This is a genomic window from Pseudomonas sp. Marseille-Q8238, assembly GCF_965111915.1.
On the sequence record NZ_CBCOPI010000001.1, the window covers coordinates 1,019,676 to 1,037,906 of the forward strand.

19 protein-coding genes are annotated in these 18,231 nt (G+C 61.8%); 10 read left to right on the top strand and 9 right to left on the bottom strand.

Annotated features, from left to right (window positions below; genetic code table 11):
- Window positions 1-65 precede the first annotated feature (65 nt).
- From ACWPW0_RS04495 to ACWPW0_RS04510, 4 genes are all read left to right on the top strand, one after another.
- Entirely contained in the window at window positions 66-3,896 is a 3,831-nt protein-coding gene (locus ACWPW0_RS04495; RefSeq protein WP_454254557.1) for a YhdP family protein, read from the top strand.
- 76 nt (window positions 3,897-3,972) lie between these two features.
- Window positions 3,973-4,827 carry a carbon-nitrogen hydrolase family protein gene (locus ACWPW0_RS04500; protein ID WP_454254558.1) on the top strand — a complete coding sequence of 285 codons (855 nt, stop codon included), beginning with the start codon at window positions 3,973-3,975 and terminating at the stop codon, window positions 4,825-4,827.
- Window positions 4,824-6,266 carry a metalloprotease TldD gene (gene tldD / locus ACWPW0_RS04505; protein WP_454254559.1) on the top strand — a complete coding sequence of 481 codons (1,443 nt, stop codon included), beginning with the start codon at window positions 4,824-4,826 and terminating at the stop codon, window positions 6,264-6,266. Before ACWPW0_RS04500 ends, tldD begins: the two co-directional genes overlap by 4 nt.
- Window positions 6,266-6,484 carry a hypothetical protein gene (locus ACWPW0_RS04510; RefSeq protein WP_447589397.1) on the top strand — a complete coding sequence of 73 codons (219 nt, stop codon included), beginning with the start codon at window positions 6,266-6,268 and terminating at the stop codon, window positions 6,482-6,484. Before tldD ends, ACWPW0_RS04510 begins: the two co-directional genes overlap by 1 nt.
- A gap of 45 nt (window positions 6,485-6,529) precedes the next feature.
- Here ACWPW0_RS04510 and yjgA read toward each other — a convergent pair whose 3' ends face one another.
- Window positions 6,530-7,051, bottom strand: coding sequence for a ribosome biogenesis factor YjgA (gene yjgA, locus ACWPW0_RS04515; RefSeq protein WP_447589398.1), 522 nt, complete (start codon window positions 7,049-7,051; stop codon window positions 6,530-6,532).
- 115 nt (window positions 7,052-7,166) lie between these two features.
- On the opposite strand from yjgA, the gene pmbA reads away from it, so the two are divergent.
- The 6 genes from pmbA (at window position 7,167) to ACWPW0_RS04545 (ending at window position 12,615) form a co-directional block, all read left to right on the top strand.
- Window positions 7,167-8,513 (top strand): metalloprotease PmbA, encoded by a 1,347-nt coding sequence (gene pmbA, locus ACWPW0_RS04520; RefSeq protein WP_454254560.1) that lies wholly within the window; start codon window positions 7,167-7,169, stop codon window positions 8,511-8,513.
- Window positions 8,514-8,784: 271 nt separating this feature from the next.
- Window positions 8,785-9,177 (top strand): FagA protein, encoded by a 393-nt coding sequence (locus ACWPW0_RS04525; protein ID WP_447589401.1) that lies wholly within the window; start codon window positions 8,785-8,787, stop codon window positions 9,175-9,177.
- Window positions 9,170-10,552 (top strand): class II fumarate hydratase, encoded by a 1,383-nt coding sequence (locus ACWPW0_RS04530; RefSeq protein WP_454254561.1) that lies wholly within the window; start codon window positions 9,170-9,172, stop codon window positions 10,550-10,552. The genes ACWPW0_RS04525 and ACWPW0_RS04530 overlap by 8 nt, the downstream gene beginning before the upstream one ends.
- A 41-nt stretch (window positions 10,553-10,593) precedes the next feature.
- Window positions 10,594-11,031: a hypothetical protein gene (locus ACWPW0_RS04535; RefSeq protein ID WP_447589405.1), complete on the top strand. Its 438-nt coding sequence runs from the start codon at window positions 10,594-10,596 to the stop codon at window positions 11,029-11,031.
- A gap of 10 nt (window positions 11,032-11,041) precedes the next feature.
- On the top strand, window positions 11,042-11,653 hold the full coding sequence (locus ACWPW0_RS04540; protein WP_454254562.1) for a superoxide dismutase: 612 nt from the start codon (window positions 11,042-11,044) through the stop codon (window positions 11,651-11,653).
- Between the two features lie 62 nt (window positions 11,654-11,715).
- On the top strand, window positions 11,716-12,615 hold the full coding sequence (locus ACWPW0_RS04545) for a ZIP family metal transporter (RefSeq protein WP_454254563.1): 900 nt from the start codon (window positions 11,716-11,718) through the stop codon (window positions 12,613-12,615).
- A 42-nt stretch (window positions 12,616-12,657) separates the two neighbouring features.
- On the opposite strand, the gene ACWPW0_RS04550 is transcribed toward ACWPW0_RS04545, so the two are convergent.
- From ACWPW0_RS04550 to lptC, 8 genes are all read right to left on the bottom strand, one after another.
- Window positions 12,658-12,930 carry an HPr family phosphocarrier protein gene (locus ACWPW0_RS04550; protein WP_447589411.1) on the bottom strand — a complete coding sequence of 91 codons (273 nt, stop codon included), beginning with the start codon at window positions 12,928-12,930 and terminating at the stop codon, window positions 12,658-12,660.
- A gap of 14 nt (window positions 12,931-12,944) precedes the next feature.
- Window positions 12,945-13,802, bottom strand: a complete 858-nt coding sequence (gene rapZ, locus ACWPW0_RS04555) for an RNase adapter RapZ (RefSeq protein ID WP_447589413.1) — start codon at window positions 13,800-13,802, stop codon at window positions 12,945-12,947.
- A 21-nt stretch (window positions 13,803-13,823) separates the two neighbouring features.
- Window positions 13,824-14,288, bottom strand: coding sequence for a PTS IIA-like nitrogen regulatory protein PtsN (ptsN, locus tag ACWPW0_RS04560; protein ID WP_447589415.1), 465 nt, complete (start codon window positions 14,286-14,288; stop codon window positions 13,824-13,826).
- A 14-nt stretch (window positions 14,289-14,302) separates the two neighbouring features.
- Window positions 14,303-14,611, bottom strand: coding sequence for a ribosome hibernation-promoting factor, HPF/YfiA family (hpf, locus tag ACWPW0_RS04565; RefSeq protein ID WP_447589417.1), 309 nt, complete (start codon window positions 14,609-14,611; stop codon window positions 14,303-14,305).
- Between the two features lie 146 nt (window positions 14,612-14,757).
- Entirely contained in the window at window positions 14,758-16,251 is a 1,494-nt protein-coding gene (locus ACWPW0_RS04570; protein ID WP_454254564.1) for an RNA polymerase factor sigma-54, read from the bottom strand.
- A gap of 146 nt (window positions 16,252-16,397) precedes the next feature.
- Window positions 16,398-17,123 carry an LPS export ABC transporter ATP-binding protein gene (gene lptB, locus ACWPW0_RS04575; protein WP_447589419.1) on the bottom strand — a complete coding sequence of 242 codons (726 nt, stop codon included), beginning with the start codon at window positions 17,121-17,123 and terminating at the stop codon, window positions 16,398-16,400.
- Window positions 17,123-17,671 (bottom strand): lipopolysaccharide transport periplasmic protein LptA, encoded by a 549-nt coding sequence (lptA, locus tag ACWPW0_RS04580; RefSeq protein WP_447589420.1) that lies wholly within the window; start codon window positions 17,669-17,671, stop codon window positions 17,123-17,125. Before lptA ends, lptB begins: the two co-directional genes overlap by 1 nt.
- On the bottom strand, window positions 17,658-18,227 hold the full coding sequence (gene lptC / locus ACWPW0_RS04585; protein ID WP_447589422.1) for an LPS export ABC transporter periplasmic protein LptC: 570 nt from the start codon (window positions 18,225-18,227) through the stop codon (window positions 17,658-17,660). The genes lptA and lptC overlap by 14 nt, the downstream gene beginning before the upstream one ends.
- Window positions 18,228-18,231: the final 4 nt, after the last annotated feature.

Consider the following 18,231-nt stretch of genomic DNA (forward strand, 5'->3'; position numbering starts at 1 on the left):
GCTTTCTGGTGTGCACGGCGCACCCTACGAAAGTGCGCTGCAATCACCTTCGTTAACGGGGTGGCATGAATAGGCTGGCGCGGTTTTTCGCCAGTTTGCTACGGCTGCTGCTCGGCTTCTGTGCGCTATTGCTGATTGGCGCGGCGCTGTACGTCAGCCTGGGGCGCGAGCTGGTGCCGCTGGTAGCCGAGTACCGTGACGAGGTGCAGGAGAAGGCCGAGGCTGCGCTGCACATGCCGGTCGGCATCGGCAGTCTGGAAGGCCGCTGGCGTGGCATGACGCCGGTGCTGCTGGCGCATGACGTGCTGATTGGCAGCGGTGACAGCAGCGTGCGTCTCGATCAGGTGCGCGTGGTGCCTGATCTGCTGGCCAGCCTGCTGGCGCGCCAGCTGCGTATTGCCAACCTGGAGCTGGATGGCTTGCAACTGAGCCTGCGCCAGGATGCCGAGGGAAAGTGGTCGGTCGAAGGGTTGCCGGCGAGTGACCCCAATAAACCCATGGACCCGGCCAAGGCTTTTCAGGCCTTGCAGAGCATTGCGCAGCTGTCATTGCTCGACAGCCAGTTCACCCTGGAACCGTTCGAACAGCCGCCGCTGAGTTTCACCTACGCCAATCTGACCTTGCGCAACGGCGTCAATCGCCAACGGCTCGATGCGCGCCTGTTGTTGCCCGATGGCCAGCCTGTTTCCCTGCAGGTACGCAGCCGCCTGCATGCCGAGAATTGGCGCGCCAGTACGGCCGAGGTCTACCTCAGCCTGCCGCAAAGCGATTGGGCCAAGTTGTTACCTAAAAATCTGACGCGGGACTGGCGCCTGGAGCAGCTGCGCGCCGGCGGTGAAGTCTGGCTGGACTGGAAGGATGAGCAGGTCCAGCGTGCCGCGCTGCGCGTGCATGCGCCCGAAGTAACGGCTGCTTATCAGGAACGCAAGCCGGTCAAGGTCGATAACGTCGCCGTAAATGCCTTCTTTAACCGCAGCAAGGCCGGTTTTGATGTGTTGCTCGATTCCCTGGCCATGAACCTGGACGAAACACGTTGGGGCGAAGTGCACCTGAAGCTCAGTCATAAGCTGAAAGGTGATGAGGGCGATGAACAGTGGTTGCTCAGTGCCGATCGCCTGGAGCTCGACCCCCTTGGTCCGGTAATCCAGGCGCTGGCGCCATTGCCGGAAAAGGCCGCTGAGGCACTGCGCGAGCTGAAACCACGCGGCACCCTGAGCAATATCCAGCTGGATTACCGCCCGCAACTGAGCGATGCCCGACGCCTGCGCTATTCGGCCAACCTGAGCCAGGTGAGTATCAGCCCCTGGCATGGCATTCCCGGTGTGGAGAATGCCAGCGGTAGCGTGACCGGCGACCTGGCCGATGGTGAAGGGCGCGCTGATAGCGAGAACTTCGGTCTGTACCTCGATCACCTGTTTCCGGAAACGTGGCGGTATCGGCATGCCAAGGCGCAGCTGTTCTGGCACATCGATGCGGAGGGCTTCACCCTGCGCAGCCCGTATCTGCAGGTAGATGGGGAGGAGGGCAAGATCGCCGGTGACTTCCTCATCCGCCTGCTCAAGGACCCGGAGCGTGAAGACTACATGGACCTGCGCGTCGGCCTGAGCGATGGCGATGCGCGTTTCACAAGCAAGTACCTGCCCACTGTATCGCCGGCCATGAGTCCGAAATTGGCCGAGTGGTTGAACACGGCCATTCGCGGTGGGCGTATCGACGAGGGCTACTTCCAGTACCAGGGTTCTCTGGCCAAGGGTGCCGATCCGGCGGCGCACGCTATCAGCCTGTTCTTCCGGGTACACGATGCCGAGCTGGCCTTCCAGCCAGGTTGGCCGGCGCTGCGCGAAGCCCGTGGTGAGGTACTGATCGAACCGACCGGGGTGCGAGTGAGGGCGCCCGAGGGGCAAATTCTCGATAGCCGGGTGCGGGATGTGGCGGTGGATATTCCCCATGTGCAGCCTGGACAGACGACTCGCCTGCTGCTCGACGGCAAGCTGGAAAGCAGCGTACCGGATGCGTTGAAGATTCTTCAGGAAACCCCAATCGGCACCGCAGAGACCTTTGCCGGCTGGGAAGGACAAGGATCGGTGAACGGCGCGCTCAAGCTCGATATTCCATTGGCACAAGGCCTGGCGCCCAATGTGCAGGTGGATTTCGCCACCGATGAGGCGCGCCTGAAACTGAGCAGCCCGGCGCTGGAGCTGAACCATCTCAAGGGGGCGTTTCGCTTCGATACCGCCAAGGGACTGAGCGCTCCCGACATTCGTGCCGAGGTCTTTGGTCGTGCGGTACGTGGTCGGGCAGTGGCCGAAGGCAGTCGTGGCAAACCGCGCAGCCGCATCGAGGCCAATGGTCGGGTGCCCGTGGCGACGCTGACCAAGTGGCTGGGCGTGACCCAGGCGTTGCCGCTCAAGGGGGAACTGCCCTACGCACTGGGGCTGACCCTGGACGGGGTCGACAGTCAGTTGCGCATCAGCTCGGATCTCAAGGGCACGACCATTGATCTGCCTGCGCCCTTCGGCAAGGCTGCTGGTGACAGCCGTGCCGCTGTCTGGCGGATGACCTTGCAGGGCAACGAGCGCCGCTACTGGCTGGATTACGCGGACCAGGCCAGCCTGGCTTTCGCTGCGCCGCCAGGTCAGGTCATGCAGGGGCGTGGGCGCCTGCATTTGGGGGAAGGTTCTGCCAGCCTGCCGGTCAGTACCGGTCTGCGTGTCGACGGACGTGTCGATGCGCTTGACCTGAGTGCTTGGCAGGAGGTGATCAAGCGCTATTCCGTGCAGCAGCAAGCGAAAGGCTCGCTCGGGCTGTTCCGGGGCGCGAGTGTACGGATCGGTCGCTTCGACGGCTTCGGTACTCAGGTGGATAACCTGCTGGTGCAACTGGCGCGTCGGGATGCAGGCTGGACCATCGGGCTCGACAGTGACCTCCTGGCGGGCGATATCGGCTTGCCGGATAGCGACGGCACGCCGATCCAGGTCGATCTGTTGCACCTGACCTTCCCGGCAGCCAAGGAAGCCAACGCTGAAGATGAGAACAAGCCTGACCCTCTGGCCGGTTTCGACCCCCGACAGATTCCCGCCATGGACGTGCGTATCACTCGGGTCATGCAGGGCAGCGAGCGCCTGGGCGCCTGGGCGCTGAAAGTGCGACCCACCGCGCAAGGTGCGCGCTTCAATGACCTGAACGTGGAGCTCAAGGGCTTGCACATCAAGGGGCAGCTCGGTTGGGAGGGTACGCCGGGCGCGTTCGATACCTGGTTCATGGGGCGCCTGGAGGGCAAGAATCTGTCCGATGTCTTGTTGGCCTGGCGCTTCGCACCAACGGCGACCAGCGAACGCTTCCATCTGGATGCCAACGGGCGCTGGCCTGGCTCTCCAGCCTGGTTCAGCCTCAAGCGCTTCAGCGGCACCATGGATGCCAGCCTGCGTAATGGCCAGTTCGTCGAGGTGCAGGGCTCTGCATCAGCGCTGCGGGTTTTCGGCCTGCTCAACTTCAATTCCATTGGCCGGCGGCTGCGCCTGGATTTCTCCGATCTGCTGGGCAAAGGCCTGAGCTATGACCGGGTCAAAGGGGTGTTGTCCGCCAACAAGGGCGTATTCGTGACCCGTGAGCCGATCAAGATGGAGGGCCCGTCTACCGGGCTTGAGCTCAATGGCACGCTGGACATGGCGCGTGACCAGATCGATGCCAAGCTGCTGGTGACTCTGCCAGTGACCAACAACTTGCCTTTGGCGGCCCTGATTGTCGGTGCGCCGGCCATCGGCGGTGCGCTGTTCGTGGTCGACAAGCTGCTGGGGGATCGCGTCGCGCGTTTCGCCAGTGTGCAGTACGAGGTCAAGGGCTCGTGGCAAAACCCGGAAATCACATTCGACAAGCCGTTCGAAAAACCCAATTGAACGCTCAGCCACGCACGATAAGCTCTAGTCAGCGCGTCGCAGGTGTCCTGCGGCGTAGTCATTTCCAGGAGTTGCCATGTCCCTTGCGGTGATTCAGATGGTCAGCCAGGACGATGTGCTGGCCAACCTCGCCTCGGCGCGACGCTTGCTGGAACAGGCCGCCGCTGCAGGGGCGCGCCTGGCCGTGCTGCCGGAGAACTTTGCCGCCATGGGCCGTCGCGACCTTGCCGAGATCGGCCGGCTCGAAGCCATCGGTCAGGGCCCGATACTGCCGTGGTTGAAACAGACCGCGCGTGACCTCAGGTTATGGATAGTCGCCGGCACCTTGCCGCTGCCAGCCGATGACCAGCCGCAGGGCAAGGCCTACGCCTGCTCCTTGCTGGTCGACGACCAGGGCGAGCGAGTGGCACGCTACGACAAATTGCACCTGTTCGATGTTGACGTAGCAGATAGCCGTGGACGTTACCGCGAGTCGGATGACTATGCGTTCGGCGCTCGCGTAGTGGTTGCCGACACGCCGGTTGGGCGGCTTGGCTTGAGCGTATGCTATGACCTGCGCTTCCCCGAACTGTACAGCGCTCTGCGTATGGCAGGCGCCGAATTGATTACCGCACCGGCGGCCTTTACCGCGGTCACCGGCGCGGCGCACTGGCAGGTATTGCTGCGTGCGCGGGCCATTGAAACCCAATGTTATGTATTGGCGGCCGGGCAGGGTGGTTTTCACCCGGGTGGCCGTGAAACCTTCGGTCACTCGGCGATCATTGACCCTTGGGGGCGGGTGCTTGCCGAGCAAGCCAGTGGCGAGGGGCTGCTGCTGACCACGCCGGATGCTGCCGAGCAGGCGGCCATCCGCCAGCGCATGCCGGTGCTGGCCCACCGACGATTTTTTGCCCCGGCCGATCCTGGGCCGGCGCCTACGGAGATGTTATGAGTAACCTGTTGTTATCGGTCAGCGAACACCTGCTGGCTCCCGGCGGCCTGAGCATCGAGCAGTTGCCGGCGATTCTCGGCGAACTGTCCGGGCCGGGCATCGATGCTGCCGATCTGTACTTCCAGAGTCAGATTTCCGAGAGCTGGGTGCTCGAGGATGGCATCGTCAAGGAGGGCAGCTTCAATCTCGATCAGGGTGTTGGTGTGCGTGCACAGTCTGGCGAGAAAACCGGATTCGCCTACAGCAACGCCATCAGCGTAACGGCGCTGAGCCAGGCCGCGCGGGCTGCCCGTTCGATCTCCCGCGCCGGACAGGAAGGGCGTGTGCAGGCGTTCGACAGCCCACAGGTCACCGCGCTGTACGCGCCAGGCAATCCGCTGGATGTGATCGACCGCGCCGAGAAGGTCGAGCTGCTCAAGCGTATCGATGTAGCAACTCGCGCCCTCGACTCACGGATCAAGCAGGTCACCGTCAGCCTCGCCGGTGTGTGGGATCGCATCCTTGTCGCTGCCAGCGATGGTAGCCTGGGGGCGGATATCCGCCCGCTGGTGCGCTTCAATGTCAGCGTTATCGTCGAGCAGAATGGCCGTCGTGAGCGGGGCGGGCATGGTGGTGGCGGACGCACCGATTACCGTTATTTTCTCGCAGAAGACCGTGCCATGGGTTATGCCCGTGAGGCGTTGCGCCAGGCGCTGGTCAACCTCGAAGCCGTTGCTGCGCCAGCCGGAACGCTGCCGGTGGTGATGGGCGCTGGTTGGTCCGGGGTGCTGCTGCACGAGGCGGTGGGCCATGGCCTGGAGGGCGACTTCAACCGCAAGGGCAGTTCGAACTACAGCGGCAAGATTGGCCAGAAAGTGGCGTCCAGCCTGTGCACCATCGTCGACGACGGCACCCTGGCCGAGCGCCGTGGTTCGCTGAGCATGGACGACGAAGGTACGCCAACCCAGTGCACCACTCTGATCGAAAATGGCGTGCTCAAGGGCTACATGCAGGACAAGCTCAACGCGCGCCTGATGGGCGTGGCGCGTACCGGCAATGGTCGTCGCGAATCCTATGCGCACCTGCCGATGCCGCGCATGACCAATACCTACATGCTGGCCGGCGAGAGCGACCCGGAGGAAATCATCCGCTCGGTGAAGAAGGGCATCTACTGCGCCAACCTCGGCGGTGGCCAGGTCGATATCACCAGCGGCAAGTTCGTCTTTTCCACCAGCGAGGCCTACCTGATCGAGGACGGCAAGATCACTGCGCCGGTCAAGGGCGCAACCCTGATTGGCAATGGTCCGGAGGCCATGAGCAAGGTCTCGATGGTCGGTAACGACCTGGCCCTGGACAGTGGCGTCGGCACCTGCGGCAAGGATGGGCAGTCAGTGCCGGTGGGCGTCGGCCAGCCGACCTTGAAGATCGATGCGATTACCGTGGGCGGCACGGGCGGCTGATGGTGCAGGAAGCGCTTGCGCTGGCTTTTTGGGCGTTGTGCGACTGGCTATTCGACGTGTGTTGCTTCGCGTTGGGACGTTGGACGGTGATCGCCGTGACGCTGGGCCGGATACGTCCCGTGAGGACTGTCCGCAGCGAGCGCTGGTTGATTGCCCTCGGGGGGATTGAGCTGTTGACCGTGGTGGTCGGCGGTTTTGTTTGGTGGCTGTATGCGTAGAAATGGTCGGGCTGGAGGCGTTATCTCGTCACCCGACCTGTAGGGTCAACGCAATCCGCGTTGTGTTTCATCGAGGTCGCGGATGTATTTGAAGACCTTGCGCGCGGCGGCTGGCGGTTTGTTCCGCGCTGCTTCGTGCTGGGCATGACGGATCAGGCTGCGCAGGTGCTGGCGGTCGGTTTCCGGGTAGTCGACGACGAAGCTCTCCAGGGTGTTGTCGTCACCGGTGATCAGGCGGTCGCGCCAGCGCTCGAGGTTGTGGAAGCGCTCGTTGTATTCGCGGGTGGAGCTGTCGACCTGGTCGATCAGGGTGAGGATGCCCTCGATGTCCTGTTCACGCATGAGCTTGCCGATGAACTGGACGTGGCGCTTTTTCGCTGCGTTGGCCGTGTGTTTCGGCGCTTCGGCCAGGGCTTTACGCAGTGCGTCGGTGAGCGGCAGCTTGGCCTGCAGATCGGGTTTGAGGGTGGTCAGGCGTTGACCGAGGTCCTGCAGGGCATGCAGCTCGCGCTTGACCTGGGTTTTGCTCTTCTCGCCGGAGAAGTCTTCGTCGTAAGAATCAGCCATGGGGGCGGTCCAGATGGAAACGCCGTCATGATAGCAGCAAGGGTAACGGCAAGCCTCACGCCGCAAGCAGTGTGCTTGTGGGATGAGCGGCCGGTCTGACGTTTTGGAGTGATGTATGAGTGCAGCAGAAGGGGTAGGTCCGCAGGCGTTGCCGGCCTTGCAGGAGCAGGTCGAGCAGATCCTCGCCGAAGCCCGTCGGCAGGGTGCGAGCGCCTGTGAGGTGGCGGTGTCGATGGAGCAGGGCTTGTCGACCACGGTCCGCCAGCGTGAGGTGGAGACGGTCGAGTTCAACCGTGACGAGGGCTTTGGCATCACCTTGTACCTCGGCCAGCGCAAGGGGTCGGCGAGCACCTCTGCCACGGGTGCCGCGGCGATTCGCGAGACGGTTGCCGCGGCGCTGGCCATCGCCAGGCATGCCTCGGAAGACGATTGTGCCGGCCTGGCTGATGCGGCGCTGATGGCCCGTGAACTGCCGGAACTCGACCTGTATCACCCCTGGGCCCTGGCTCCGGAGCGGGCCATCGAGCTGGCGCTGACCTGTGAGGAGGCGGCGTTTGCTGCCGACTCACGTATCAGCAATGCCGACGGCACCACGCTCAACACACACCAGGGCTGCCGGGTGTACGGCAACAGTCATGGCTTCATCGGTGGTTACGCCAGCACCCGGCATAGCCTGAGCTGCGTGATGATTGCCGAGGTGGACGGGCAGATGCAGCGCGACTACTGGTATGACGTCAACCGCCAGGGCGAGTTGCTGGCTGATCCAGCCCTGATCGGGCATCGAGCGGCCACCCGCACGGCTGCTCGCCTGGGCGCGCGCCCGGTGCCGACCTGCGATGTGCCGGTGCTGTTCGCCGCCGAGCTGGCCACCGGGCTATGGGGCAGTTTTCTCGGGGCGATTTCCGGTGGCAGCCTCTACCGCAAGTCGTCGTTCCTCGAAGGTACCCTGGGGGAGCGACTGTTTCCTGAATGGGTAAACCTCGATGAGCGTCCGCATATCCCGCGGGCCATGGGCAGCTCCGGTTTCGATGGCGATGGCCTGGCGACGTATGCCAAGCCTTTCGTCGCAGGCGGCGAGTTGGTGTCGTATGTCCTCGGCACTTATTCGGGGCGCAAGCTGGGCATGCCAAGTACTGCCAACGCCGGCGGGGTGCATAACCTGTTCGTCAGCCATGGCGACGAGGATCAGCAGGCACTGATCCGGCGCATGGGGCGTGGCCTGCTGGTCACCGAGCTCATGGGGCATGGCCTGAACATGGTCACCGGCGATTATTCGCGCGGTGCGGCTGGGTTCTGGGTGGAGAATGGCGAGATCCAGTTCCCGGTCCAGGAAGTCACCATTGCCGGCAATATGCGCGACATGTTCAAACAGATCGTCGCGGTGGGTAATGACCTGGAGCTGCGCGGCAACGTGCGGACCGGCTCGGTGTTGATCGAGAGGATGACCGTCGCCGGTAGCTGACTCGCGTCGTCTCCGTAACGCCGCGCTCGCATCGCCCAAGGCAAGCCAGTACACACCGGAGAAGGCTTCGGTGCTTACTGATTCAGCGGTTCAGTACGCGTTGCTTGTCATCCAGCCCCGGTATCTTCCGGGGCTTTTACTTCCCTCACGCCCTCACGAAACATCGGCGAGCCTACTCGCCGCCGCACTTTTGCGCGCCATCACTCAAACAGTATTGATTATTCTTATCAAATAAGAATTAATGTCATATTCGTCGAGTGAGGCATTTCCCATGTTTCGATCCCGCACTATGCCTTGCCTGAACTGCTGGCACTGGCAGGGCTTCCGTATCCGCTGCGCCCTGTTGCCGGATGAACCGCGTCAGTTGGAGCAGCACTGGGCATTGGGTCGGCAACTGGTCGAGCACGGCCTGTTGAGTCCCTGGCGCATGGCGCTGACCACACTCAACCTGTTGCTCGACAGCGCTTGTGACCCGGCGCTGCCTTGGCATTGGCGCAACCTGTGCCTGGATAACGCCTACCGCTCCCTTTACGCCCTGCAGCACCTGGCCGATGGCCGTGCGCAGCAGCACACGCTGAATCGCCTGCGTAATCGCCTGGCCACCCTGCACATGCTGCCCTCCCTTTCATTGTCCGAACTGGCAGAAGGAAATCCCTATGACTGACACTCGCACCCGCATCGAACACGACAGCATGGGTGAGCTCGCCGTGCCGCTCGACGCGTTGTATGGCGCGCAGACCCAGCGCGCGGTGAATAACTTCCCGGTATCGGGGCAGCGCATGCCGGCTGCATTCATTCGTGCTCTGATCCTGGCGAAGACCGCTGCCGCGCGGGCCAACGTCGACCTGGAGCAGATCAGCCCGGCGCAGGGCGATGCCATCGTCACGGCCTGCCAGGAGCTGCTGGCCGGGGATTTCATGCAGCATTTCCCGGTCGAGGTGTTCCAGACCGGCTCCGGCACCAGCTCGAACATGAATGCCAACGAGGTGATCGCCACCCTGGCCAGCCGAGTTCTTGGCGAGAAAGTCAGTCCCAACGACCACGTCAATTGCGGACAAAGCAGTAACGACATCATCCCGACGACCATTCACGTCAGTGCTGCCATCGAAATCGGTGAGCGCCTGCTGCCGGCACTCGGTCATCTGCTGACCGTGCTTTGCGAGAAGTCTCTAGAGGTGCAGCCCTACGTGAAAACCGGCCGCACGCACCTGATGGATGCCATGCCGGTACGCATGAGCCAGGTGCTCGATGGTTGGGCGCAGCAGATCCAGGCCAATATCGAACACCTGCGCATGCTCTTGCCGAGCCTGCAGGCTCTGGCACAGGGCGGGACGGCAGTGGGTACCGGGATCAACGCCCACCCGCGCTTCGCCGAGCTTTTCTGCGTCGAACTCAAGGGGCTGACTGGTCAGCCGTTCCAGCCTGGCGCCAACTTCTTCGCCCTGATCGGCTCGCAAGACACCGCTGTGGCGGTGTCCGGCCAGCTCAAGACCACGGCCGTGTCGTTGATGAAGATCGCCAACGACCTGCGCTGGATGAATTCCGGACCACTCGCCGGCCTCGCCGAGATCGAGCTGGAGGCGCTGCAGCCGGGTTCCTCGATCATGCCGGGCAAGGTCAATCCGGTGATCCCGGAAGCCACCGCCATGGTGGCGGCCCAGGTCATTGGCAACGATGCGACCATCGCGATCGCCGGCCAGTCGGGCAACTTCGAACTGAACGTGATGCTGCCGGTGATCGCGCAAAATCTGCTGCACAGCATCGAGCTGCTGAGCAATGTCAGTCGTCTGCTGGCCGACCGGGCCATTGCCACATTCAAGGTCAATCAGCCCAAGCTCCGCGAGGCGCTGGAGCGCAATCCCATTCTGGTCACGGCGCTGAATCCGCTGATCGGCTACCTCAAGGCGGCGGAAATCGCCAAGCAGGCCTATCAGCAGGGTAGGCCGGTCATTGACGTGGCCCTGGAAAAAACCGACCTGGGGCGTGAGCAGCTCGAACAGTTGCTCAACCCGGAAAAGCTTACCCAGGGTGGCCTGTAACGGCGCCTCGGTACAGATATGTCGCCGAGGAGGTGGCTCGAATGGAGCACTGGAAAAGAACCATCGAAACAGGCAACCGCTGTTTCCACGACGGTGATTGGGTGGCGGCTCGCGAGTATTACCTGCAGGCCCTGGCCGAGGTGCAGCTGTTGTTCGAGCGTTGGCAGGACGTCGAGGCGGTAGTGGCGGCCTTCGTCATTTCCCACCACAACCTGGCCGACCTGCATTTGCAGTTGGGCCAGCCGGAAGAAACGGCAGAAAACCTCTGCGCCAGCCATGAGCGCTTGCTACAGGCCATGGCTGACAACCGCTTGCCGCAGCCCCTGCGTGCGGCGGCCATGCGCCATAGCCAGCGCACCTATACCGAGCTGCTGCAGTTCATCGGTGAGTACGGTGCCTATCCGCGCACCGACCGCTTGTTGGGGTCCATGGCGGGCCTTGCCCATACACCGGGCCAGTTCGCCCGTTACCGTCACTGAGGAGTTTGACATGAGCTACACCTTGCCTGCGTTGCCCTATGCCTACGATGCCCTGGAGCCGCATATCGATGCGCAGACCATGGAGATCCACTACAGCAAGCATCATCAGACCTACATCAACAACCTCAACGCCGCGCTGGAAGGCAATGTGCTCGCCGAGCTGTCGGTCGAGGCATTGCTGGGTCGTCTCGACCAGGTGCCGCAGGCATTGCGTGCTGCGGTGATCAACCAGGGTGGGGGGCATGCCAATCACAGCCTGTTCTGGGCCGTGATGTCGCCGCAAGGCGGTGGTGAACCGGCGGGGGCGCTAGCGGATGCCATCGAGACGCAGTTGGGCGGCTTTGCCAGCTTCAAGGAAGCCTTTACCAAGGCGGCTCTGAGTCGTTTCGGCAGTGGTTGGGCCTGGCTCAGCGTGACGCCGGAGAAAACCCTGATCGTGGAGAGCAGTGCCAATCAGGACAGCCCGCTGATGCACGGCAATACCCCGATTCTTGGCCTGGATGTGTGGGAGCACGCGTACTACCTGCGCTACCAGAACCGCCGTCCTGAATACATCGGGGCGTTCTACAACGTCATCGATTGGGCTGAGGTAGCTCGGCGTTATCACGCGACGCTGAACTGATTTGGCATCGTCTATTCCTTTCCGCGTGCCAGGTGGCCGCTGATCAGCAGATAAGGGCCGCCATGCGCACCTTGCTTCAAGGTTTTTCCAGTGCTCAGGGTCGAGCATTGCGTTATGTCATCGGCTTTGCCGTGGTGCTGGGTGGCAGCACCTTGCTACTGGTGCAGGCGTCGTCATTCGTCACCCAGGTTATCGAGCCGCAGATCTGGCGGGCCCTGCAGGGTGGTCTGTTGTGCGCGCTGGGCACCGCACTGGGCACGCTGCCGGTGCTGTTGATGCGGGGTGTTTCGCCGCGCGTCACCGACATGCTGTTGGGCTTCGGTGGCGGCGTGATGCTGGCTGCCACGGTGTTCTCCCTGCTGATTCCGGCATTGGAATCAGCGGGTGATCAAGGATTTTCCAAATGGGGCGCAGGGTGCTTGGTCAGTCTCGGCCTTTTGCTGGGTGCCAGTGCATTGTTCGGCTTGGGGCGTTTATTGCCGCAGCCCGGATTCGAGGTCGCAGCCGGTGATAGTCCTCCGCTGCCGCCACGGGTTTTGCTGTTCGTGATTGCCGTGGTTCTGCATAACATTCCTGAAGGCATGGCAGTGGGTGTCTCCGCGGGGGCAGGGTTGGCCGGGGCGGACAGTCTGGCGATGGGGATCGCCCTGCAGGACCTGCCGGAGGGCCTGATTATTGCGTTGGTGCTGGTGGCGGCGGGGACGGGGCGCCGCAACGCGCTGCTGCTTGCTGCTGCTTCCGGTCTGGTCGAGCCGCTGTTCGCCGTGTTGTGCGCCTGGCTGGTGGGTATTTCGGCGTTGCTGTTGCCGTGGGGCTTGGCGCTGGCTGCTGGCGCCATGCTGTTCGCGGTAACCCATGAAATCATCCCCGAGTCGCATCGCAAGGGTTTCGCGACCGAAGCGAGCCTGGGGCTGGCGGCGGGGTTCTGTCTGATGATGGTGCTGGATACGGCGCTGGCCTGAGCTGACGCTCAGGTGCTTTCTGGATCGTTGCAGGTGGGGGGCTTACTCGCCTTCGTCGAAGCGATTGTTGACCAGTTCGATCAGCGCCTTCAGCGCTTCGTCTTCCCGCTCGCCTTCGGTATGCAGGTGCAGGTTGGTGCCCTTGCCGGCAGCGAGCATCATCACCGCCATGATGCTTTTGCCGTCGACGAGGCTCTCGGGCGTGCGCCCGGCGCGAATCTGGCAGGGAAAGCGTCCCGCCACGCCGACGAACTTGGCCGCTGCACGGGCGTGCAGGCCGAGTTTGTTGATGATGGTGATTTCACAGGCGGGCATTAAGCAGAAAATCCTTAGCTGAGGTCGCGGTGGCGAACCTGGACGTTTTTCAGAACCGGCTTGAGCGCTTCGCCCAGTCGGTTGGCCAGATAGACCGACCGATGGTGACCGCCGGTGCAGCCGATGGCAATGGTGACATAGGAGCGATTGCTGGCGGCGAAGCGCGGCAGCCACTTGTTCAGGTAGGTATGGATATCCTGGTACATCTCTTCGACATCCGGCTGGGCTGCCAGGTACTCGGCCACTGGTTGCTCAAGCCCGGACATCTCCCGTAGATCAGGTTTCCAGTAGGGGTTTGGCAGGCAGCGCACATCGAATACCAGGTCGGCATCCACTGGCATGCCGCGCTTGAAACCGAAAGACTCGATCAGGAAGGCGGTGCCTGGCTCCGGCTTGTTCAGCAGACGTAGCTTCAGTGTGTCGCGTAGCTGATAGAGGTTCAGGTTGGTGGTATCGATCTTCAGGTCGGCCAGGTCGATGATCGGGCCGAGCAACTGCGCCTCATCACGGATGGCCTCGGCCAGCGAGCGATTCTCGTTGGTCAGCGGGTGGCGACGACGGGTTTCCGAGAAGCGCTTGAGCAGGGTGTCTTCTTCCGCATCGAGATACAGCACGTCGCAGAGGATATGTCGGGCGCGGACTTCGTCGAGCAGTTCGGGAAAACGTTGGAGCTGGCTGGGCAGGTTGCGGGCGTCAATGGACACCGCGACCTGCGGGTGCAGCAATTCTGTTTGCAGTAGCAGTCGCTCGGCCAGTTCCGGCAAGAGGCCGGCGGGCAGGTTATCGATGCAGTAAAAGCCGTTATCTTCCAGAACGTCGAGGGCGGTGCTCTTTCCCGAGCCGGAGCGACCGCTGACGATGATCAGGCGCATGACAGTATTCCTACCCTGGGGTTATTGGCCGTTTTGCACGGCAACGACGACCTGATAGAGGCTTTCACTGCTTTGAGCCTGGCGTAGACGCTCGCGCACTTCGGCACGGTCAAGCATGCTGGCAATCTGGCGCAGCAGCTCCAGATGTTCGTCGGTCGCCGCTTCGGGGACCAGCAGAACGAACAACAGATCGACTGGTGCGCCATCGATGGCGTCGAAATCAACTGCCGCATCCAGACGCAATACCGCGCTGATCGGCGCAGCACAGCCGGGCAAGCGACAGTGGGGAATGGCAATGCCGTTGCCGAACCCGGTGGAGCCGAGTTTTTCGCGGGCAATCAGGCTTTCGAAAATGTCTTGCGCATCAAGGTCGGGCAATTCGCGCGCGATCAGGTTGGCAATCTGTTCCAGAACGCGCTTTTTACTGCCGCCCGGCACGTTCACTAGGGAACGGCCGGGGGTCAGGATGTTTTCAAGTCGGATCATGTCAGGGTTAGGTTTTAGCGCGCGGTTGCACCTTGTAGGCGTCCGAGCTGCTTTTCCTTATGTTTGATCAGTTGACGGTCAAGTTTGTCAGCGAGCAGGTCGATCGCTGCATACATGTCTTCGTGTTCGGCGTTCGCTACCACCTCGCCGCCGGCGATGTGGAGCGTCGCTTCGATTTTTTGCTTGAGCTTTTCGACCTCCATTATCACCTGCACGTTGGTGATCTTGTCGAAATGGCGCTCCAGTCTGCTGAGTTTCTCGCCGACATAGTCGCGCAGGGCGTCGGTCACATCCAGTTGATGTCCACTGATGTTGACTTGCATACCGCTTCTCCTTGTTGCCGTGTGTAAGAGACAGGCTAGCGGGCCTGCCACCGTAACACTCTGGCTTGGAAGGCTTTTGCAGGACTGTTCTGGAGATCCGGTCGGATGTCTGTACAGTTCTGCAAAAGCCTTCCCTCAGGGGCGGGTCACATCAGTCGTTTGCGTTCGCTCGAAGGCGCTATCCCGAGGGATTCGCGGTATTTGGCGACTGTGCGACGGGCCACCTGAATGCCCTGTGCCTCCAGTAAACCAGCGATCTTGCTGTCACTCAACGGCTTTTTAGCGTTTTCCGCAGCAACCAGTTTTTTGATGATGGCGCGGATCGCGGTGGAGGAGCATTCACCGCCTTCCGAGGTGCTGACGTGGCTGGAGAAGAAGTATTTCAACTCGTATATGCCACGGGGTGTATGCATGAATTTCTGCGTGGTCACGCGGGAAATGGTCGACTCGTGCATGCCGACGGCTTCCGCAATGTCGTGCAGCACCAGCGGTTTCATCGCCTCGTCACCATATTCGAGAAAGCCGCGCTGGTGCTCGACGATCTGCGAGGCAACCTTCATCAGGGTTTCGTTGCGGCTCTGCAGGCTCTTGATGAACCAGCGGGCTTCCTGCAACTGGTTGCGCATGAAGGTGTTGTCGGTGCTGGAGTCGGCGCGTTTGACGAAGCCGGCGTACTGCGCGTTGACCCGCAGGCGCGGGACCGCTTCCTGGTTCAGCTCGACCAGCCAGCGTTCGTTGTGTTTGCGCACGATGACGTCCGGGATCACGTATTCCGGTTCGCTGGATTCGATCTGCGAGCCAGGGCGTGGGTTGAGGCTCTGGATCAGCTCGATGATCTGGCGCAGCTCATCTTCCTTGAGCTTCATGCGCCGCATCAGTTGGCTGTAGTCGCGGCTGCCGAGCAGGTCGAGATGGTCGCTGACCAGGCGCTGGGCTTCGCTGAGCCATGGCGTATCGGCGGCATGCTGGCGCAATTGCAGGAGCAGGCATTCACGCAGGTCGCGTGCGCCTACACCAGCGGGTTCGAAGTGCTGGATGCGCCGCAGAACCGCTTCGACTTCATCCAGCTCGACGTCCATTTCCGGATCGAAGGCTTCGACGATTTCTTCGAGCGACTCTTCCAGGTAGCCCTGGTCGTTGATGCAGTCGATGAGCGTCACGGCGATCAGGCGATCGGTGTCTGACATCGGTGCGAGGTTGAGCTGCCATAGCAGGTGGGTCTGCAGGCTTTCGCCGGCCGAGGTGCGGGTGGTGAAGTCCCATTCGTCATCGTCGTTGCTTGGTAGGCTGCTGGCGCTGGTCTGGTAGACGTCTTCCCAGGCGGTGTCGACTGGCAGTTCGTTGGGAATGCTTTCGTGCCACTCGCCTTCTTCGAGATTCTCGACGGTGGCAGTAGTGGTTTCCTGATAGCTGGGTTCCTGCTCGACCTGGCGCGGTTGTTCTTCACCATCGGCCAGTGGGTCGGAGTTGTCGAAGTCCTCGCCTTCTTCCTGGCGCTCCAGCATTGGGTTGGACTCCAGCGCTTCCTGGATTTCCTGTTGCAGGTCCAGCGTTGAAAGCTGGAGAAGGCGAATGGCCTGTTGCAGCTGCGGCGTCATCGTCAGCTGCTGGCCCATCTTGAGGACTAGCGAGGGTTTCATGGCAGGAAGCTTTGCACCTTATTTGCCGGCGCTGGTGCGCCATTCACTACAGGGCGCCGGAGCGCCGCCAATAAGCAAATTATATGCCCGAAACTGATGGCCTTGCCTAGGCTTGACAATATCCGCGCAATGAGTGCGTGTTTGTGTCAGAGGCGGAATTCGTGGCCCAGGTAGACTTCTTTCACCAGCTGGTTAGCCAGGATGCTGGCCGAATCGCCCTCGGCGATAAGTTGGCCATCGCTGACAATGTAGGCGGTTTCACAGATGTCGAGGGTTTCACGGACGTTGTGATCGGTGATCAGAACGCCGATGCCCTTGGCTTTCAGGTGGTGAATGATCTGCTTGATATCACCCACGGAAATCGGGTCGACACCTGCAAAAGGTTCATCCAGCAGGATGAACTTGGGTTCGGTGGCCAAGGCGCGGGCGATTTCCACACGACGGCGTTCGCCGCCGGACAGGCTCATGCCGAGGTTGTCGCGGATGTGGCTGATATGGAATTCCTGCAGCAGGCTTTCGAGCGCCTTCTGCCGGCCCGCGCGGTCGAGGTCCTTGCGGGTTTCCAGGATGGCCATGATGTTGTCGGCCACCGAAAGCTTGCGGAAGATCGATGCTTCCTGAGGCAGGTAGCCAATACCCACGCGAGCGCGGCCATGCATGGGCTGATGGCTGACGTCGAGGTCGTCGATCAGTACGCGCCCCTGGTCGGCCTGGACCAGGCCTACGATCATGTAGAAGCAGGTGGTCTTGCCGGCGCCGTTAGGGCCGAGCAGGCCGACGATCTGGCCGCTGTCGATGGACAGGCTGACGTCGCGCACGACTTGCCGGCCTTTGTAGCTCTTCGCCAGATGCTGCGCCTTGAGTGTCGCCATTACTGAGGCTGCTCCTGCTCGCCGGCTTTCTTGCGCGGCTGGATGACCATGTCGATGCGTGGGCGCGGTGTGCTCACCGAGGCACCATTGGCGCGGCCGGCGTTGACGATCTGGCGCTGGGTGTCATAGACGATCTTCTCGCCTTCGAAGGTGTTACCTTCCTGGATCACCTTGGCCTGATCGATCAGCACGATGCGGTCATTGCTGGCGAAATACTGGATGGTCAGGCCGTAGGCTTTGACGATCTGCTTGTCGACAGAGGGTTTCTGCTCGTAATAGGCGGGCTTGCCGATCGAGGTAAAGACATCGACCTCGCCATCCTTGTTCTGGGTGATGGTCACGGTGTCACCCGTGATCTTCATGGTGCCTTGGGTGATGACGACGCCGCCGCGGTATACGGCTACACCTTGCTTGTCATCCAGCTCGGCACTGTCGGCTTGAACCCGGATGGGTTGGTCGCGGTCGCTCGGCAGAGCCCATGCGCTCACGCTTCCCAGTGCGGCGCTCAGGCTGATGATCAGTAGGGGGAGGGTTTTAACGAACCTCATGCTGGCCTCTTACGTTGGACAGTAGGAGTATCCTGCTGTCATTCATGTACGCTTTCATTCCTTGTGCCGTGGTAACCCCGTTGGCGGCCTCGATTCTAACGGCTTGCCGGGTTTGCGCATATTCCTCGTTCGGAAATAGGGTCATGCGGCTGCTGGTGATCACGGTAGGGCGGCCCTTGGCATCGGTGCGCGCGATACGCACTGCATCGATCAGCTCGACTTCCTTGCCCTCCGGGGCAACCTCGGCCCTGTCGCTGCGGATGTGCCAGGGGTACTCGGTGCCTCGATATAGCTGCATATCCGGCTTGCTTACCAGCGTGGTATCCGTGGCTTTCATGTGGTCCAGTTTGTCGGCCGTCATGTCGTAGTGGATTCGGCCATCTTCCTGGAACTGTCGGGTGCTGGCATTGATCACGTAGAAGTCCACGGCGTTTTCGGCTTCCGCCGTGGCGGCCCTGTCCATGAAGGTTTCTGGCCGGATATTCCAGTAGCCGATGGCCGCCAGCAGGGCGGCGACGAAGCAGGCGATCAATGGCAGGCGCAATTTGGCGAGCATGGTG